Origin of the sequence: Anaerostipes faecalis (genome assembly GCF_018982945.1) — a bacterium.
Lineage (GTDB): Bacteria > Bacillota > Clostridia > Lachnospirales > Lachnospiraceae > Anaerostipes > Anaerostipes faecalis.
Map to the genome: position 1 here is coordinate 87,673 of NZ_JABRXE010000009.1, position 17,085 is coordinate 104,757.

At 37.7% G+C, this 17,085-nt stretch carries 15 protein-coding genes; all 15 read left to right on the forward strand.

The window, feature by feature from the left end:
* Positions 1-187: 187 nt before the first annotated feature.
* Positions 188-1,603 carry a plasmid recombination protein gene (locus tag KTB61_RS10340; RefSeq protein WP_278247770.1) on the forward strand — a complete coding sequence of 472 codons (1,416 nt, stop codon included), beginning with the start codon at positions 188-190 and terminating at the stop codon, positions 1,601-1,603.
* Between the two features lie 4 nt (positions 1,604-1,607).
* Complete coding sequence (locus tag KTB61_RS10345) at positions 1,608-1,982, forward strand: TnpV protein (protein WP_044921766.1); 375 nt, start codon at positions 1,608-1,610, stop codon at positions 1,980-1,982.
* 88 nt (positions 1,983-2,070) lie between these two features.
* Positions 2,071-2,520, forward strand: a complete 450-nt coding sequence (locus tag KTB61_RS10350) for a MarR family winged helix-turn-helix transcriptional regulator (protein ID WP_044921762.1) — start codon at positions 2,071-2,073, stop codon at positions 2,518-2,520.
* A complete protein-coding gene (locus KTB61_RS10355) occupies positions 2,504-3,868 on the forward strand; it encodes an MATE family efflux transporter (RefSeq protein WP_216697439.1) in 1,365 nt (454 codons plus the stop codon). Before KTB61_RS10350 ends, KTB61_RS10355 begins: the two co-directional genes overlap by 17 nt.
* A 128-nt stretch (positions 3,869-3,996) precedes the next feature.
* Positions 3,997-4,125 carry a cysteine-rich KTR domain-containing protein gene (locus tag KTB61_RS10360; protein ID WP_080786855.1) on the forward strand — a complete coding sequence of 43 codons (129 nt, stop codon included), beginning with the start codon at positions 3,997-3,999 and terminating at the stop codon, positions 4,123-4,125.
* Between the two features lie 245 nt (positions 4,126-4,370).
* Positions 4,371-4,679 (forward strand): hypothetical protein, encoded by a 309-nt coding sequence (locus KTB61_RS10365; protein ID WP_044921757.1) that lies wholly within the window; start codon positions 4,371-4,373, stop codon positions 4,677-4,679.
* Positions 4,680-5,586: 907 nt separating this feature from the next.
* On the forward strand, positions 5,587-6,330 hold the full coding sequence (locus KTB61_RS10370; protein ID WP_216697440.1) for a helix-turn-helix domain-containing protein: 744 nt from the start codon (positions 5,587-5,589) through the stop codon (positions 6,328-6,330).
* 217 nt (positions 6,331-6,547) lie between these two features.
* On the forward strand, positions 6,548-7,405 hold the full coding sequence (aguB, locus tag KTB61_RS10375; RefSeq protein WP_216697441.1) for an N-carbamoylputrescine amidase: 858 nt from the start codon (positions 6,548-6,550) through the stop codon (positions 7,403-7,405).
* Positions 7,406-7,420: 15 nt separating this feature from the next.
* Positions 7,421-8,788 (forward strand): APC family permease, encoded by a 1,368-nt coding sequence (locus KTB61_RS10380; RefSeq protein ID WP_216697442.1) that lies wholly within the window; start codon positions 7,421-7,423, stop codon positions 8,786-8,788.
* A gap of 2 nt (positions 8,789-8,790) precedes the next feature.
* Positions 8,791-9,897 carry an agmatine deiminase gene (gene aguA, locus KTB61_RS10385; RefSeq protein WP_216697443.1) on the forward strand — a complete coding sequence of 369 codons (1,107 nt, stop codon included), beginning with the start codon at positions 8,791-8,793 and terminating at the stop codon, positions 9,895-9,897.
* A 259-nt stretch (positions 9,898-10,156) separates the two neighbouring features.
* A complete protein-coding gene (locus tag KTB61_RS10390) occupies positions 10,157-13,213 on the forward strand; it encodes a glycosyl hydrolase 53 family protein (RefSeq protein WP_216697444.1) in 3,057 nt (1,018 codons plus the stop codon).
* 181 nt (positions 13,214-13,394) lie between these two features.
* Positions 13,395-14,702 carry an FAD-dependent oxidoreductase gene (locus KTB61_RS10395; protein ID WP_216697445.1) on the forward strand — a complete coding sequence of 436 codons (1,308 nt, stop codon included), beginning with the start codon at positions 13,395-13,397 and terminating at the stop codon, positions 14,700-14,702.
* Between the two features lie 237 nt (positions 14,703-14,939).
* Positions 14,940-15,179, forward strand: coding sequence for a hypothetical protein (locus KTB61_RS13285; protein WP_330638176.1), 240 nt, complete (start codon positions 14,940-14,942; stop codon positions 15,177-15,179).
* An 11-nt stretch (positions 15,180-15,190) separates the two neighbouring features.
* Entirely contained in the window at positions 15,191-15,880 is a 690-nt protein-coding gene (locus KTB61_RS10400; RefSeq protein WP_330656371.1) for a Rossmann-fold NAD(P)-binding domain-containing protein, read from the forward strand.
* 14 nt (positions 15,881-15,894) lie between these two features.
* Positions 15,895-16,425: a DUF6597 domain-containing transcriptional factor gene (locus tag KTB61_RS10405; RefSeq protein ID WP_216697446.1), complete on the forward strand. Its 531-nt coding sequence runs from the start codon at positions 15,895-15,897 to the stop codon at positions 16,423-16,425.
* Positions 16,426-17,085 lie beyond the last annotated feature (660 nt).

Sequence of the window (17,085 nt, forward strand, 5' to 3'; positions counted from 1 at the left end):
CCCCCGGCAGGGCGCAAGGGGACTTTTGATGGACGGTACGGCTGTCGAAAGTGCTTTTGCGTTACTTTTGACAAAAGTAACAAAACCGCCGTATCCGGCGAAAATTTCTTAAATATCGCCATAACTGGCGTAAATAAAAATTATGTGCCATGTCTGGCACTCGAGTAGAAAAGAGGTGAGAAAATTTATGATGAAACGGACAATCAGTGGCATGATCGGAGCCGGTTCACTGGCTCATAACAGACGGGATTTTGTAGCAGAAAATGTAGATCCGGACAGAGTGCAATTGAACATTTGTTATAAGAATGAGAATCTGAAAGAAGTTTATAAGGAACTGTTTGACGATGCTACGGAGAGATACAATGTCGGGAAAAGAAAGGACCGGCAGATTGCAAATTATTATGAAAAAATCCGACAGAGCAAACAGGAAAAGTTGTTCCATGAAGTGATATTCCAGATTGGAAATCGAGAGGATATGGCAGTGGGAACAACAGAAGGAAATCTGGCTGTAAAGGTATTGGACGAATATATGAAAGATTTCCAGAAGCGGAATCCGACACTTCGGGTATTTAGTTGCTATCTGCATCAGGACGAAGCTACTCCACATCTGCATATCGATTTTGTCCCTTATGTGACCAACTGGAAGGGAAAAGGAATGGATACTAGAGTTTCACTGAAGCAGGCATTAAAAAGTCTTGGATTTCAAGGCGGAAATAAGCATGATACAGAACTGAATCAGTGGATAAATCATGAAAAAGAAGTGCTGGCAGAAATCGCAATGCAACGTGGAATTGAATGGGAACAGAAAGGTACACATGAAGAGCATCTGGACGTTTATAATTTCAAGAAAAAGGAACGTAAAAAGGAAGTGCAGGAACTGGAGCAGGAAAAAGAAAATCTGACAGCAGAGAACGAAGGATTGATTTCTCAGATTGCGGACGCAAGGGCAGATATTAAACTACTGGAAGAAGAAAAAATTCAGTTCCAGAAAGATAAAGAAATAGCAGAAAAACGTGCCGAGAACGCAGAAACGGAATTGAAAAAACTGGAGGACAGAAGAGAATTCCTGCAACCGGTGATGGATAATGTCAGTAAGGAAATAAAAGAATATGGAATGATCAAAACATTTTTGCCGGAAGCTACAGCATTGGAACGTGCGGTAACTTATCGGGATAAGAAAATAAAACCCTTGTTCATTGAAATGAAGAATAAAATTGGTGCGATGGCTGCACAGGTTAAAGAACTTACCAGAGAAAGAGATAAGTGGAAAAGTAAGTTTCAGAAGAAAAAGCAGGAGCACGAGAACACTAAAAAGGAACTGGCAGAAGTTCAGAAGGATTATCAGAAATTATCCGGTGAGAAAGAAATTCTGCAGGGAATTGCAGACAGATATAACCGACTTTTACGCATGTTGGGGAAAGATATGGTAGAACGACTGGTGCAGGACGATATCCGGATGCAGGCGGAACTTGAAGCGAAAAAGCAGAAAGAACAAATGCCGAAAAAAATAAGTGATCGCATACCATGGGCGAAAGAACAAAGTGAAGAATACAATGCACAGATAAAAAAGAACAAAGCAAAATACAGAGGAATGGAGTTGTAAGAATATGAAGAAACAGATTTATGATGAAAAGAACGGACTGAGCTACACATTGCATGGAGATTATTATCTGCCGGATCTGGAAATCAATGAGGAAGAACCTACATATGGGAAATATGGAATAATGCGAAAACAGTTTCTGAAGGAACACAGGAGTGCAAGGTATCAGTATCTGGTACTTACCGGGAAATTGACGGAGCATTTGAATCAGGTCGATAAAGAAGCGAGAGAAAAAGTTGAAATGCTGGTGGAACAGATGGCTGAGCAGTGGGGCGTGACAGAAAAACTGAAGATGCAGGATCAGATGGAATGGGTTAGGAAAATGAATAATATTCGTAGCAGAGTAGTAGAGATTATAGATGTAGAATTGATTTGTGTTTAGGAGGACAAAGCGGCAGATATAATGTTAAAAGTAGTTGCGTGCGCACGCATATTGTATTATAATACTGGTGGTTAGGAGGAATATATCTATGAAACTATTAAAATGGCTTTCAGTAACAGACCGATTTTACAAAATCTATTTGGATAAACAGCTTGCCCCCTTTGGAATCAACAACAGCCAATATATGTTTTTGATTAAAATCTGTCGTTCGCCTGGCATTTTACAGGATTCTTTAATTGATATGTTTTATGTTCATCCGAGCAATATTGTACGGACAGTTGCGGCATTAGAAAAGCAGGGAATGATTATGCGTTCCCCAAATGATAAGGATAAGCGGACGTGTAAGCTGTATCCTACGGAACGTGCGCTGTCTGTAATTGATGAGATACAGACGGTATGTGAAAAGACAGAAGCTCTTTTATTGCAAGGCTTCAGGGAATCTGATAAAAACCTCTTTATTGATTTGCTGATTCAGGCAGGTGAAAATATTACAGCGGAACTCCGTATAGAAAGAAAGGGGGATGAATTTAATGACTGAGAATCCCCTAGGATATGAAAAAATTTCAAAACTGTTGAAAGATTTTGCCATTCCCAGTATTATGGCGTCTCTTGTCGGCTCAATCTACAATATTGTGGATCAGATTTTTATTGGTCAAGGGGTCGGTTATCTGGGAAATGCAGCAACCAATGTTGCCTACCCGTTCTCTACCATCTGCCTTGCTATTGCACTGCTGGTTGGAATTGGCAGTGCTTCCCGTGTTTCCCTCTGTCTTGGACGCAAAGAGCCGAAAGCTGCCGCCAAAGCAGCGGGAAATGGTATTGTTCTGATGGGGATTTTCGGAATTATTTATTTATTGGTTGGTGAAGCTTTTCTGTCTTTACTCCTAAAGGCATTTGGGGCAACGACAGATGTATTTCCATATGCAAAGCAGTATGCCAGCATAACATTGATTGGAATGCCGTTTCTTATTGTAACGAATGGTATGAGCAATTTGATTCGAGCAGATGGAAAACCAAAGTATTCAATGGTTTGCATGGTTATGGGAGCTATTATCAATACCATTTTTGACCCTATTTTTATTTTTGCTTGCGATTGGGGGATTGCCGGCGCAGCTTGGGCAACAGTTATTGGGCAAATTTTTTCCTTCATACTCGCACTCCGTTATCTATGGCGTTTCCAAACAATCCATTTTGAAAAAGAGTCGTTTTTATTGGACATCAAAGAAAGTATGAAAATTTGCAGCATGGGAATCAGCAGCAGCTCAAACCAGATTGCAGTTACCGTGATTCAAATCATTCAGTACAATTCGTTGACTTATTACGGCGCATTAACAAAATATGGAACAGATATTCCCTTAGCTGCTTGCGGAATCGTTATGAAAACAAATGCCATAATCCTTGCGATTGTTGTAGGAATCTCGCAGGGAACACAGCCGATTATCGGCTTCAACTATGGGGCAAGGCAATACCATCGTGTACGGGAGGCTTACCTGCTTGCGGTAAAATGGAACCTTGTTGTTTCCACAATTGCTTTCATCGCATTTCAATTTTTCCCGCAATCTATCATTTCGCTATTCGGAGATGGGAACGAGCTGTATTTTGAATTTGCTGTTTTGTTCATGCGTACCTATCTTTTCATGGTGTTGGTAAATGGTGTGCAGTTGCTTTCTTCCAGTTTTTTTACCGCAATAGGAAAATCGTTAAAAGGTGCTCTGTTGGCATTAACAAGGCAGACCTTTGTGTTGATTCCGCTTACCCTGCTGCTCCCGCTTCGTTTCGGAATTATGGGAGTATTGCTTGCGGGACCTGTTGCTGATTTTTCAGCGTTTATGCTATCTGTTGTACTGGTGGGTATAGAATTAAAAAAACAAAAAAATGACATGTAAACAACAGCTCTATGTGAAAACATTCTTTTTCCGCCGTTAAGTAATCAAGAAGCAAAAACTTAAAAACCGTTGCGATAAATTTTATAAATTTAGTAGGATAATATTTAGAAGTAAGGATTGAGAAAAATATGGAAACTATAAAATGGGTTCTATGTCCTATCTGTGGAAATAAAACCCGAACGATAATGCAAGAAGATACCGAATTAAAGAACTTTCCACTCTACTGTCCGAAGTGTAAACAGCAAACACTTAACTGATCTTGCAAAACGGAGAAAAACAGTAATTATAGCAACACATAATGCTAATATTGCAGTTGGCACACTTCCGTATATTAGTATACTAAGAACTCATGAGAATGGAGTATATAAAACGTATATTGGTAATCCTTTTTATGATGAACTTAGAAATATAAATGATGAAACAGACACTAAAAACTGGACTCAAGAAAGTATGCATACTCTTGAGGGCGGTAAAAATGCATTTTATGATAGGAAGGATATTTATGAATCAGGAAAGTAAAGTGATTAATGTACATTTGGAGAAAAGAGAAAATAAAGATTATTTAGTATTTGGCTTTGAAGAAGTTGCAGAAGTATGTCTTAATGATGATGAGAGTCAAAATAATTTGAAAAGTATATTTGTAAAGTTACTTACGGAGATTACAAAGTATCCAATTGAATTACAGTTTTTGGAAAAACCAGAATATAAAACAGGATTATATATAGATGTGTGTAAAGAATATATAAAAGATTTAAATAAAGAGATTACGAATGTAAGAAAAAATATGCCAGAAAAACTAAAAATACAGTGATAACACCATGATAACAAAAATTCCGGAAAACCACACGGACACAACGGAAAATCCGGATTTTTCCACACAAATCACATAAAAAATCACTATTCGTATACCGCAATACACCGGTCTGATATCGTGAAGGTGGACGTACAGTAGGATCAGGTAGAGTAGCATCTATCATCGAATAATCATAAAAAACATTGATTTTATGGGCTTTCCGAGAAATCGGGAAGCTCTTTTTTTATTACATAGGAAATTTCTTTGAATTTCCTATGTAATAAAAAACGCTCCGCGTGGATGTGCACGATGTGCAAAGGAAAGCAGTTAAAACTGCTGCACATCGGCACGCAAAGCGGAGCAAGTCCCTCATGATTGAAGGATACAGGGAGTTGATAGCGGACTTGTCCGTTTTGTTCTTTTAAATACAATAAAATATATTAGAGGATCGTGAAATGTCTAAAATAAATTTTGCTTGGGATTAGTTATTGTGGGATATGATATTCCTTTGATCTATATATCAGATGAGGGATGACTCCCGCCTCTGTAGGCGGTGAGCAACAATTATGTATCAGTGGCGGGTTTCAATCCCCCATCTGATATACGCTCCGCGAGGATGCGCAGGAATTCGGATTGGAAGTATGTCTGCTATGCAGACCCGAATTCCGCGCCAAGACTCGCGAGAGAGTCTTGAATTTATGTATTAATATGTCATTTTAAGAGAAGAAAATAATGAAATATGCCATTGAAAAACCATATTCTTTAAAGATAGGCTTGTAAACTTTAGTTGAGGAAATGTAAATCAGTATATATTGACTTTTTTCGAGAAAAACAGTACATTAAAGGCATTCAAAACAAAATTATCAAAGAGTAGATTATGGGGTAAATGACATTTAAGTAATAGTCTTGCAGGAAGGACATACATATGCTGAAAAACAATGACTGGATGATACTAAATTCAATTATTTATAAAATTTATAGTATGGAAGATATTGACGAGATGCGGATGCAGGTTATGAAGCACTTAAGATATCTGATTGATTTTGACAGTGCATCTTTTTATCTGGCATCTGTCTCTATGGAAAATGAACTGGAACGACCAGTGGGAATTGGTTATACTCTAGAAGACATGGAGGATTATATTCATGAATTTAAGAATCTGGATTATTCAGAAGGTCTGATGCTTACGGGAAAGAATATTGCATACCGGGAAAGTGATTTGATTCCAGAGGAAATACGTGTCAATACCACTTACTACCAGTCAGTATATGATGTTCAGGGATGGCATTTTTCCCTGCATCTGAATTTAAGCTATCAGGAACAGTTCCTTGGGATTATGTCTTTTTTCCGGGAAAAGGGAAAAGAAGATTTTTTGTATAAAGATCTTTTTGTACTGGATATGCTGAAAGAGCATCTGGCTTTGCGTCTTCATCAGGAATTTGAAAAAGACCGAACCAGTAAGATGACCATTGTCCAATGTGTGGATCAGTATAATTTAAGCGGAAGAGAAACAGAAGTGTTGAAACTGCTGCTACATGACAGCAGTGCAGAAGAGATTGCACAGGAATTACAGATTTCGGTCAGTACCTTGCGAAAGCATTGCCATCATATTTATCAAAAGCTGGGAATTGGTCAGAGAATTCAGCTGTATGATATGATTGAAGTATAAAATAGAACTTTAGTTCTATATAACTGGATAAAAATAGAAAAAAATGATCAAAATATAGAATTGTAAACCTATTGATAATTTCATATAATCAGAATATCAACAAAATGAAATTGCAAAGAGGCAGTTTTTCCTACTGGGGAGAGCTGCCTCTTTTTTGTCGTAGTGAAACATCCTGAGAATTTCAGACGCGGCAAATCACACAGGAAAGGAAGGAATCATGAGGAAAGTTAAAGTAGCAGCCACACAAATGGCGTGTACATGGAATCTGGAAGAAAATCTGAATAAAGCAGAGAGTATGGTAAAAGAAGCAGCAGCTTGTGGAGCCAATATTATTTTGCTGCAGGAATTATTTGAAACACCATATTTTTGTCAGAGACAGGATTTTAAATATTTTGATATTGCTTCTGCTCCAGAAGATAATAAGGCCATTGCCCGTTTTAAAAAAGTTGCAAAGGAATTAAATGTAGTAATTCCTGTCAGTTTTTATGAAAAAGCAGGAAATACAGCATTCAATTCCATTGCTATTATTGATGCAGATGGAACGGTTCTTGGAATTTACCGTAAAACCCATATCCCAGATGGTCTTCCATATGCAGAAAAATTTTATTTTACACCGGGAGATACAGGATTCAAGGTCTGGAAGACAAAATTCGGAACCATTGGTGTAGGTATTTGCTGGGATCAGTGGTTTCCAGAATGTGCAAGAAGCATGGCACTGCTTGGCGCAGAAATGTTATTTTATCCGACAGCTATTGGAAATGAACCGATACTTCAGCATGATTCCATGCCGCACTGGCGTCATTGCATGCAGGGACATGCGGCAGCAAATATTATGCCGGTAATTGCATCAAATCGAGTTGGTACCGAAAAAGATGGTACGGAAATGACATTTTATGGTTCTTCTTTTATTGCCGATGAACATGGTGATATTATTGAAGGAATGGATAGAGAATCCGAAGGTATTCTAACTGCAGAATTTGATTTGGATGAGATTGCAGAAACCAGAAGAAACTGGGGTGTATTCAGAGATCGTCGTCCGGAAATGTATCAGACATTAATGAGTCACGGCAGATAAGGAAAGGACAGTAGTATGAAGAAAGAATTTCATTTAATGGATGCGGTTATGACGGTTATCTGCGTTGTGTTTGTTGCGGAGGCAGCAGCACCGGTGGCGGCCGTTGGAAATTCACAGTATTTCTGGTGGATTTTCTTATTGATTACATTTCTTCTTCCGTATGGATTGATTTCAGCAGAGCTTGGAACAACCTATGAAGGAGAGGGAGGAATTTATGATTGGGTATCTAAGGCCTATGGAAAGCGTTGGGGCGGACGGGTGTCCTGGTATTACTGGATTAATTTCCCTTTATGGATGGCATCTCTGGCAATGATGTTTCCGGATACCATCGGCATGCTGACTGGAATACAGATGGGAGTGATTCCGTCATTGATTATTGAACTGGCTTTTATATGGATTGTCATATTTATCAGTTTTTTCCCGGTCTGTGACAGCACATGGATTTTAAATGGTGCAGCTGTGATTAAGGTACTTATTGCACTGACCCTTGGAATTCTCGGAATTTACGGTGCTGTCAATCATGGAATGGCCAACACCTACACGTTGAAATCTTTGTTGCCAAGCTTTGACCTGGATAGTTTATCTTATATTTCCGTTATTATTTTTAATTGTCTGGGATTTGAAGTTGTATGTACCTTTGCAGACGATATGGAAAATCCCAAAAAGCAGATACCACAGGCAATCATTATTGGAGGAGTTGCTATTGCTGCCATTTATATTTTTATGGCATTTGGTATCGGAGTAGCGATTCCTACAGATCAGATCAGTACCAGCACAGGACTTTTGGATAGTATTCAGCTGCTGACCGGACATCCTACAGGAATTATTGTAACTGTGGTTGCAATAGCATTTCTGCTTACTCTGTTTGGAAATATGATTTCCTGGTCTTTGGGTGTTAATAATGTTGCAGCATATGCGGCAGATAATGGTGATATGCCGTCTGTATTTGGTATACGCAGTGCAAAAAATGATATGCCGGTCGGGGCATCTATTATGAACGGGATTGTTGCAAGTCTTATTTTGATCATTGCTCCGTTTATTCCTAATCAGGAATTGTTCTGGTGTTTCTTCGCACTGAATCTTGTTATGTTCCTGCTGGCTTATGTGCCGGTATTTCCAGCATTTTTGAAGCTTCGTAACATAGATGGAGATCGTCCGCGGCCGTTTAAGGTGCCGGGCGGACCGGCTGCAATTCACATCATTGCCATTGTGCCTATGATTATGCTGGTGATTTCATTAATTTTTACAGCAGTTCCGTTATCTTTAGATAGGGAAACTCTGGAAGGAGTGCTGCCGATTACCATAGGAGCTATTTTGTGTATTCTTATAGGAGAAATTATTGTATGTATGAAACGAAAAAACTGCAGAAAGGAAGGTTGCTAGTTATGTCAAAAAGAATTTTAAATACAACACCGAAACAGGATGGATTCCGTATGCCTGGAGAATTTGAGGAACAGGAGCAAATCTGGATGCTTTGGCCGGAACGCACGGATAACTGGAGAGAAGGGGCAAAACCAGCCCAGAAAACATTTATGGAAGTAGCTAAAGCTATTCGTCAGTTTGAACCTGTGACTGTCTGCGCATCTCCTGCTCAGTATGGAAACTGCAGAGCGCAGCTGCCAGATAACATCCGGGTTGTGGAAATGACAAGCAATGATGCATGGATTCGTGACTGTGGACCGACATTTGTCATCAATGACAATGGAGAGATCCGAGGATGTGACTGGACTTTCAATGCATGGGGAGGTCTGGTGGACGGACTGTATTTCCCATGGGATCAGGATGATCAGGTTGCACAGAAAGTATGTGAGATGGAAGGAATCGATTCTTATCGTACTGAAGGATTTGTTCTGGAAGGGGGATCTTTCCATGTGGATGGAGAAGGAACAGTTATTACTACAGAAATGTGTCTGTTGAGCGAAGGAAGAAATCCACATATGACGAAAGAGGAAATTGAGCAGATGCTGAAAGATTATCTTAACTGTGAAACGGTTATCTGGGTTAAAGATGGTGTGGATCCATATGAAACCAACGGACATATTGATGATGTGGTACAGTACATCCGTCCGGGAGAAGTGGCATGCATCTGGAGCGATGATCCAAAACATCCATTTTACAAAGAAGCAAGGGCTGCTTATGAAACACTGTCTCAGGCAGTGGATGCCAAAGGACGTAAGCTTAAGGTACATAAAGTCTGTGTTACTAAAAATCCTGTATATTTAAAGGGTGCAGACACCATTGATAAAATGGAAGGAACCATTCCAAGAGAAGACGGTGAAATTTCTATCGCATCTTATATGAATTTCCTGATTGTTAATGGAGGAGTTATTGTACCACAGTATGGAGATGAAAATGATGCTCTGGCACTGGAACAGATTCAGGCAATCTTTCCTGAACGAAAAGTTGTAGGAGTACGGACAGAAGAAGTTGCATATGGTGGTGGAAATATCCACTGTATTACACAGCAGCAGCCAAAAGTGAAAAATAAATAGATTCAAAGATTAAACTTGAGGATATGCTCGACATATTATATATGAATTTTATAATAAATTTATATCAGATGAGGGATGACTCCCGCCTCTGTAGGCGGTGAGCAACAATTATGTATCAGTGGCGGGTTTCAATCCCCCATCTGATATACGCTCCGCGAGGATGCGCAGGAATTCGGATTGGAAGTATGTCTGCTATGCAGACCCGAATTCCGCGCCAAGACTCGCAAGCGAGTCTTGAAATAATATAAGGAGGAAAAGTATGAGAAAAGTAAAACAATTTTTATCACTGTGTTTAGTGATTATGATGATTGCCAATCTTTTTTTGTATTGCCCGAAAACAGTCAAAGCAGCTCAGTCAATCAAGGAATACGAAAAAATTGATGGTATAAGCTCGGATACTGTATTGGGAGCTGATTTCACACATTACCAGCAGAATCTGGAGTGGAATAAGATTTATTATAATTATAAAGATGAAAAGATATCTAATATTTTCACTTTTATGAAAACGCAGGGAATAAACACAATCTCTGTAAAGGTTGCAGTGAATCCTACGGGAGATAATGAATATTTATCTTTAGAAAATGCAAAGAAGACATTAAAAGCAGCAAAACAAGCAGGACTTAATACAAATGTTGTATTGCTGTATTCTGACGAGATGACATATGCAAATGCGCAGAAATTTCCTGCCGGATGGGATAAAGATACTGTAGAAACCAAGGCTTTGGAATATACAGAGAATACGATTGAGACATTGAAAAACGCCGAAGCGATGCCAACGATGGTTACCATCGGAAATGAATTCAACTGGAACTTTCTTGGATTCACCGGAGATGATGCCTGGAAAGGCTGGCAGGTAATTGGAAAGATTACCAATGCAGTAAAAGATGAATATCCTGATGTTAAGACAGCAGTTAGTATTGCTGCACCGGATTCAGCGGCAGATGTTGAGTGGGTGCTGGAAAAATTAAATGATCAATGGAATAATGTGAAGTATGATTATCTGGGAGTCAATCTTTATCCGGATGAAAGCACTCTGGAATATATGAATACATTACGTTCAACCTTTGAAAGAGTAGAGAAAAATGCTCAAAAAGATACACAATTGATTGTATCTAATGTAAGCTATCCTCGCATTAGTGATTCTGATAAAAATATTTCTGTACAATCTCAGGCAGATAATATTTATCAATTGCTGAAAAGTACGATTGATGAAAATAATGCAGGTGGTATCATTTATGATAAAGCAGAATGTGTAGGTGACTGGAATTCATTTTTTGATGAATATGGAATTGCAGAGACCTCTCTGGCAGTTTTTGCTTTCGCTAAGGGAAATAAGGTTGATGTAACCACTTACAGAGATCCATATCAGTTTGGTGGAGAAACGGGATTAAAAGATCAAAAAGTTAAAATTTCTAAAATATCCACCATGTCAGATTCTACCATGCGTGGTATTGATATATCCTCCTATATTGCATTGAAAGAGGCCGGAGTAAAATTTTATGATTATGAAGGAAAAGAAGCTCCACTGCTGAAGACATTACATGAAAGTGGTGTAAATTATGTACGTATTCGAATATGGAATGATCCTTATAATGAAAATGGAGAAACATATGGTGGTGGAGCAAACGACATAAAAAGAGGTTTGGAAATTGCACAAGAAGCAGCAAAATATGATATAAAAATTCTTTTAAATTTCCATTATTCTGATTTCTGGGCAGATCCGTCACAACAGATTGTACCAAAGGCATGGGAAAATGATGAAAAGAATCCATCTAAAATGCGTGCCAATGTTTATAATTTTACAAAGGATACCATAAATAAATTCAAAGAAACCGGTGCTGAAATTGGCATGGTTCAGGTAGGAAACGAAATAACCAATGGTATGCTTGGAGTTATAACAGACAGAGATCAAGGTGGTTCCTATTATACTGTTTGGGGAGACAAGAATAAATCTGCTTTGGTAGACAGTTACCTGAACGCAGGTATTAAAGCAGTGCGGGAATGTGCGCCCGATGCATTGGTAGCATTACATATTGAGACTCCAAATGTAAAAAAATATACGAATATCATGAATGCATGGAAAAGGGATAAGGTAGATTATGATGTATTAGGTTCTTCCTACTATCCATACTGGTCCACATCCTCTAAAGCTAATACACCAAAAACATTAAAAGATGTGCAGAATCTTGCAGCATCTTATGGAAAAATGTTTGCTGTTTTGGAGACCGGATGGGTGAACAGCTTAAAAGATGCAGATGGAACACCAAATTCCATTGGAGAGAGTCATAATACAAGTGCATATTCTGTTGGGCCTCAGGGACAGGTGGATGAGCTGACAGACTTATATAAGACTGTTACATCACAAGCCAACGGGCTGGGAGCTTTTTACTGGGAGGCTGCATGGATTCCGGTAAAGGCAGGATGGAATAACTGGCAATATAATAAAGAAATGGCAGATATATATGGTACAGGATGGGCATCGAAAGGTGCAGTGGGATACTTCTCAGATAGTAAATTGTACTATAATGATCAGCCTGCCTGGGGTGGTACATCCTGGGATAATCAGACTTTATTTGATATGAACGGATATCCATTGCAATCTTTAAATTTTTATAAAGATTCTGTTTCAAAGGGTAAGGAACAGACAACAGTACTTTGTATACAGGATAAAAAGGGAAATGTAATTACCAATCAGAGATTTGTAAAGATAGATGTAGGTAAAAGTAAAACCATAACACTTCCAAAAATTAATGGATATATACCGCCGAAAAATAGTTATAAATTAAAAATTACAGGAACCAAGGATGGGGTACTGCGTAAGAAAATAACCTATACCAGAACTCCACAAGGTCCTGCAAAAAAATATAACTATCGTGTAAAAATAAAAAGTAAGAAATATAAAGTTTATAAAAATTTCAAATGGAAAAAGTCAAAAACAAAACCATATAACAAGACCTACGTGGCTAAATATATATATAACCATGAAAATGGGCGTAAATATTTATCTATTTATACATTAAGCGGAAAATGGGTTGGATACATCAATTCCAAAGCTGCTAAAAAAATACGACCTGCAAAAGATCCTTTGCAGGGAAAAGCGTATAAATATGGGAAAAAGGTCCGTGTTACCAAGACAAAATATAAATTATATAAGAATTTTAAATGGAGTAGATCAAAAACGAAGCCATATAAGAAAACTTATGTAGCAAAATATTTATATAAACATGAAAATGGGTATAAGTATTTGTCATTATATACCAGCAAAGGTAAATGGATTGGATATATTAATTCCAAAGCAGTAACAACAATTAAATAAAGTTAAAAAAACTGTCGTTTTTATAGAGGAACATCTATAAAACGACAGTTTTTTATTTCATCAGGAAAGATCTTGTTCGATTTGTTCTTTCATTTTTTGTTGTATATTATTAGGATACTTAAAATATACTATGCCTTAGACGCAGAAAAAGTATGCAGATGCAAAAAAAGGTGGTTGATTTATGGATTCTATTTGGACAGAGAATATTAATATGCCGCATTTTCAAACTTTAAAGGGAAATATTAAGACAGATGTTTTGATTATTGGCGGTGGTATTACTGGAATTTTATGTGCATATTTTTTACAGAAGCACGGAATTGACTATGTACTGGCAGAGGGCAGGACTATATGCTCGGGAACAACAAAAAATACAACTGCTAAAATCACTTCACAACATGGTCTGATTTATCATGAACTTTTAAAGAATTTCGGAATTGAAAGAGCAAAGTTATATTTGGAAGCAAATCAGGAGTCGGTAAAAAGATATGCGGAACTTTGTAAGCATATTGAATGTGATTTTCAGCAGAAAACATCCTATGTCTATTCTATGGATCATAGAAAAAAACTGGAAAAAGAAGCCTGGGCTCTTGGAATTATGGGATATCCAATAGAATTTTCGGAGACAACAGAACTTCCTTTTTCTGTGGCAGGAGCTATTGGATTTCCTGATCAGGCGCAATTTCATCCTCTCAAGTTTCTTTCTCAAATTTCCGGAAATCTAAAAATATATGAACATACCTTTGTTAAAGAGTTAAAAGAAAAAGAAGCAGTTACTGAAAATGGAAATATTACATTTCAGAAAATTATTTTTGCCACACATTTTCCCATTGATAATAAACATGGTATGTACTTTTTGAAACTTTATCAACATCGGTCTTATGTGATTGCTTTAAAAAATGCAAAGGAATTTAATGGAATGTATGTAGATGATGCAAAAGAAGGCATGTCTTTTCGAAATTACAAAAATTTGCTTTTGATTGGCGGAGGTGGCCATAGGACAGGGAAAAAAGGAGGGAACTGGATAGAATTAAGAAATTTTGCAGAAACATATTATCCTGAGACCAGGGAATACAGTTTTTGGGCAGCTCAGGATTGTATGACTTTAGATCAGGTTCCTTATATTGGAAAATATTCCAATAGAATGGTTGAATGTTATGTGGCAACAGGTTTTCGTAAATGGGGAATTACATCAGCTATGACAGCGGCGATGATATTAACGGATATGGTGTTAGAAAAGAAAAGTCCTTATGAAGAGATTTATAATCCTTCCAGAAATATGGTAAAGCCCCAATTACTATTTAACACTTGTGAATCAATAAAAAATTTATTGACCATTTCTAAAAAACGATGTCCCCATATGGGGTGTGCGTTGAAATGGAATTCTGCAGAACATTCTTGGGATTGTCCTTGTCATGGGTCCAGATTTGATGAAACAGGGGTCCTTTTGAACAATCCGGCAAACGGGGATTTGCTGCATATCTCAAAATAAAACATAAAAAGGCAAAACTTGACGTGAAATCTGCAAAGATATATAATGGAGCTTCAATAAAAAAGTTAATTCATAATAATTGTCCGTTTTTTACAATTATTTTGTAAAAAAAAGAATAAAATAATAGATATCAGGAAGACAATGGTGTCTGCGATAGCAGATGCTGTTGTCTTCTTTTTTTGTATAAGAAATGCCGTCAGATTCTTTATACAATAAAAAATTCAGGAGGGATAATTTATGGATAATAAAAGGAAAATTGATTTTTTATATTTAAGTGAGCCAGATATGATTAAAGCAGGGGTCACAGATATGGCAGGCTGTATTGACACAATGGAAGAAGTGTTACAGTTACTTGCAAAGGGGGATTATATGATGGCAGGATCCAATCATAATTCTCATGGAGCAATGGTATCATTTCCAGATGATCCAGTTTTTCCCAATATGCCAAAAAACGGACCGGAGCTGTTCCTGGAGTAGGAGTTCGTTATCTGGCAAAAAAAGATGCGAAAGTCTTAGGGATTATTGGTCCTGGAACCGTAAGTAAGGCGATGGTTGAGGCTTTTGCAATTGCATGTCCTACATTAGATACCCTAAAGATTAAGGGAAGAAGAAAAGAAACGATAGATGCTTTTCTGGAATTTGTAAATGAAAAATGTCCACAGTTTACAACGATCCAGGTGGTAGACAGTAACGAAGATGCAGTTAGAGAGTGTGACATTGTTGGTGTTGCAACATCCAGTCCTATGCTGGTAAAAGATTATGTATTTATCAAAGAAGAATGGATTAAACCAGGTTGTTTATTCTGCCTTCCTGCAACTGTAAATTTCGATGATGATTTTATTGCAAACAGATGCACAAAAATTGTTGATAATCAGGCGTTATATGATGCCTGGGCAGAAGAATTTCCATATCCGACATTTGGCGATATTACAATTATAGGTTCCAAATTTACAGATATGATCCACGAGGGGAAAATGAGTCCCGATGAGATTACCAATATAGGAGATATCATCAGTGGAGACAAGCCGGGCAGAACCAGTGATGATGAAATTATCTTATATTCTGTGGGAGGAATGCCGGTAGAAGATGTTGCATGGGGAAAACGTGTATATCAAAATGCGAAGGAAAAACATATAGGAATAGAATTGAATTTATGGAATGAGCCGACAATGGCTTAAGTTAGGAGCTTTTCATGAAAGAACAAAGTATATTAATACCACGTCAACCATATATGGTCATGGTGGCAGATCACTATTATAAAAAAGTGATCGCAAAGTATGGTATATCACATTTTTATTATTTTAAGGCTAAAGAAGATATAAATGAGATACCCACGTCTTTTCCAGATGGCTGTGTGGATCTGATGTTCTTTCGTGATAAAAAAAGTGGAAAATATGGGGCCGAGATTTATGGAAGTCTGATGACGCCGCATCCGGTAGAAATCCATCCTGGATATGAATATTTTGGTTTGCGTTTTCTGCCGGGGATGAATCCTTTGGTAGTAGATGCTCGTTTAGGAGAACTGATCGAATTAGTTTCACCTTTGCAGGAGATGATTAAAAATCCGTATTTGGAAAAACGGATCTGTATGGCTGAATCGTTTGAAAATCAGATTTATATCTTTATGGAGCAATATGGTAAGGAATATGATGAGGTTTCAGAATACTGTCCAGTATTTAGAACAGCAGCATTTGAAAGGAATTCATTTTACGGAAATATGTAATGAAAAATACTATGATCAGTCCCATATGATTAGAGAATTTCGAACAATGGCAAAACGAAGTCCCAGTGATTTTATCAAACGATCTAGCAAGAATACTCCCACTTCAAGCCCGTAGAGGGATAAGTGGTGAGATGAATTGCCGAAGCCGTGCCCTAGTAGAAAATAGAGCCGGAATTTCCGGCTCATACGCCTACTCTCGTCCAATCCCACATCGCACCATTTCACGCTGCATTGCTCGTGTTGCTGGCGCTTGGGTTTTGGCTGAATCAATTAAATTATCAACAGATTTCGAGTCTATAGTATTCCTCTCTTTCATTTTGGGCTATTTTATAAAAAGCTTTTGCCAACTCAAACTCATTCTCGCAATCCCACCCTATCCATTACGCACTCTTCAAGTTCGTCTCAATGATAATCATTCAACCTTGAAATAAATATATTCGCAAACGTTTTCCTTGGGCGTTTCTGGTCTTGATTTGTCATATTTGTTTTCTTCCAAATATTCACAAATCATATCCTCCTTAAATTATATTCTTATATACAATTATACCTCGAACGGCAATAAAAACGTATAGTATCTGGTTGAAATTTTCAAAAAATTCCCTTATAATAAAATCAGTCTTAAATGTAGAAAGGGCTAGATACCAATGGAATTACAAACAA

Excerpts from the sequence above, each read along its gene's own strand:
- KTB61_RS10340 (WP_278247770.1), top strand. The coding sequence starts at position 188 with ATGATGAAACGGACAATCAGTGGCATGATCGGAGCCGGTTCACTGGCT.
- KTB61_RS10345 (WP_044921766.1), top strand. The coding sequence starts at position 1,608 with ATGAAGAAACAGATTTATGATGAAAAGAACGGACTGAGCTACACATTG.
- KTB61_RS10350 (WP_044921762.1), top strand. The coding sequence starts at position 2,071 with ATGAAACTATTAAAATGGCTTTCAGTAACAGACCGATTTTACAAAATC.
- KTB61_RS10355 (WP_216697439.1), top strand. The coding sequence starts at position 2,504 with ATGAATTTAATGACTGAGAATCCCCTAGGATATGAAAAAATTTCAAAA.
- KTB61_RS10360 (WP_080786855.1), top strand. The coding sequence starts at position 3,997 with ATGGAAACTATAAAATGGGTTCTATGTCCTATCTGTGGAAATAAAACC.
- KTB61_RS10365 (WP_044921757.1), top strand. The coding sequence starts at position 4,371 with ATGAATCAGGAAAGTAAAGTGATTAATGTACATTTGGAGAAAAGAGAA.
- KTB61_RS10370 (WP_216697440.1), top strand. The coding sequence starts at position 5,587 with ATGCTGAAAAACAATGACTGGATGATACTAAATTCAATTATTTATAAA.
- aguB (WP_216697441.1), top strand. The coding sequence starts at position 6,548 with ATGAGGAAAGTTAAAGTAGCAGCCACACAAATGGCGTGTACATGGAAT.
- KTB61_RS10380 (WP_216697442.1), top strand. The coding sequence starts at position 7,421 with ATGAAGAAAGAATTTCATTTAATGGATGCGGTTATGACGGTTATCTGC.
- aguA (WP_216697443.1), top strand. The coding sequence starts at position 8,791 with ATGTCAAAAAGAATTTTAAATACAACACCGAAACAGGATGGATTCCGT.
- KTB61_RS10390 (WP_216697444.1), top strand. The coding sequence starts at position 10,157 with ATGAGAAAAGTAAAACAATTTTTATCACTGTGTTTAGTGATTATGATG.
- KTB61_RS10395 (WP_216697445.1), top strand. The coding sequence starts at position 13,395 with ATGGATTCTATTTGGACAGAGAATATTAATATGCCGCATTTTCAAACT.
- KTB61_RS13285 (WP_330638176.1), top strand. The coding sequence starts at position 14,940 with ATGGATAATAAAAGGAAAATTGATTTTTTATATTTAAGTGAGCCAGAT.
- KTB61_RS10405 (WP_216697446.1), top strand. The coding sequence starts at position 15,895 with ATGAAAGAACAAAGTATATTAATACCACGTCAACCATATATGGTCATG.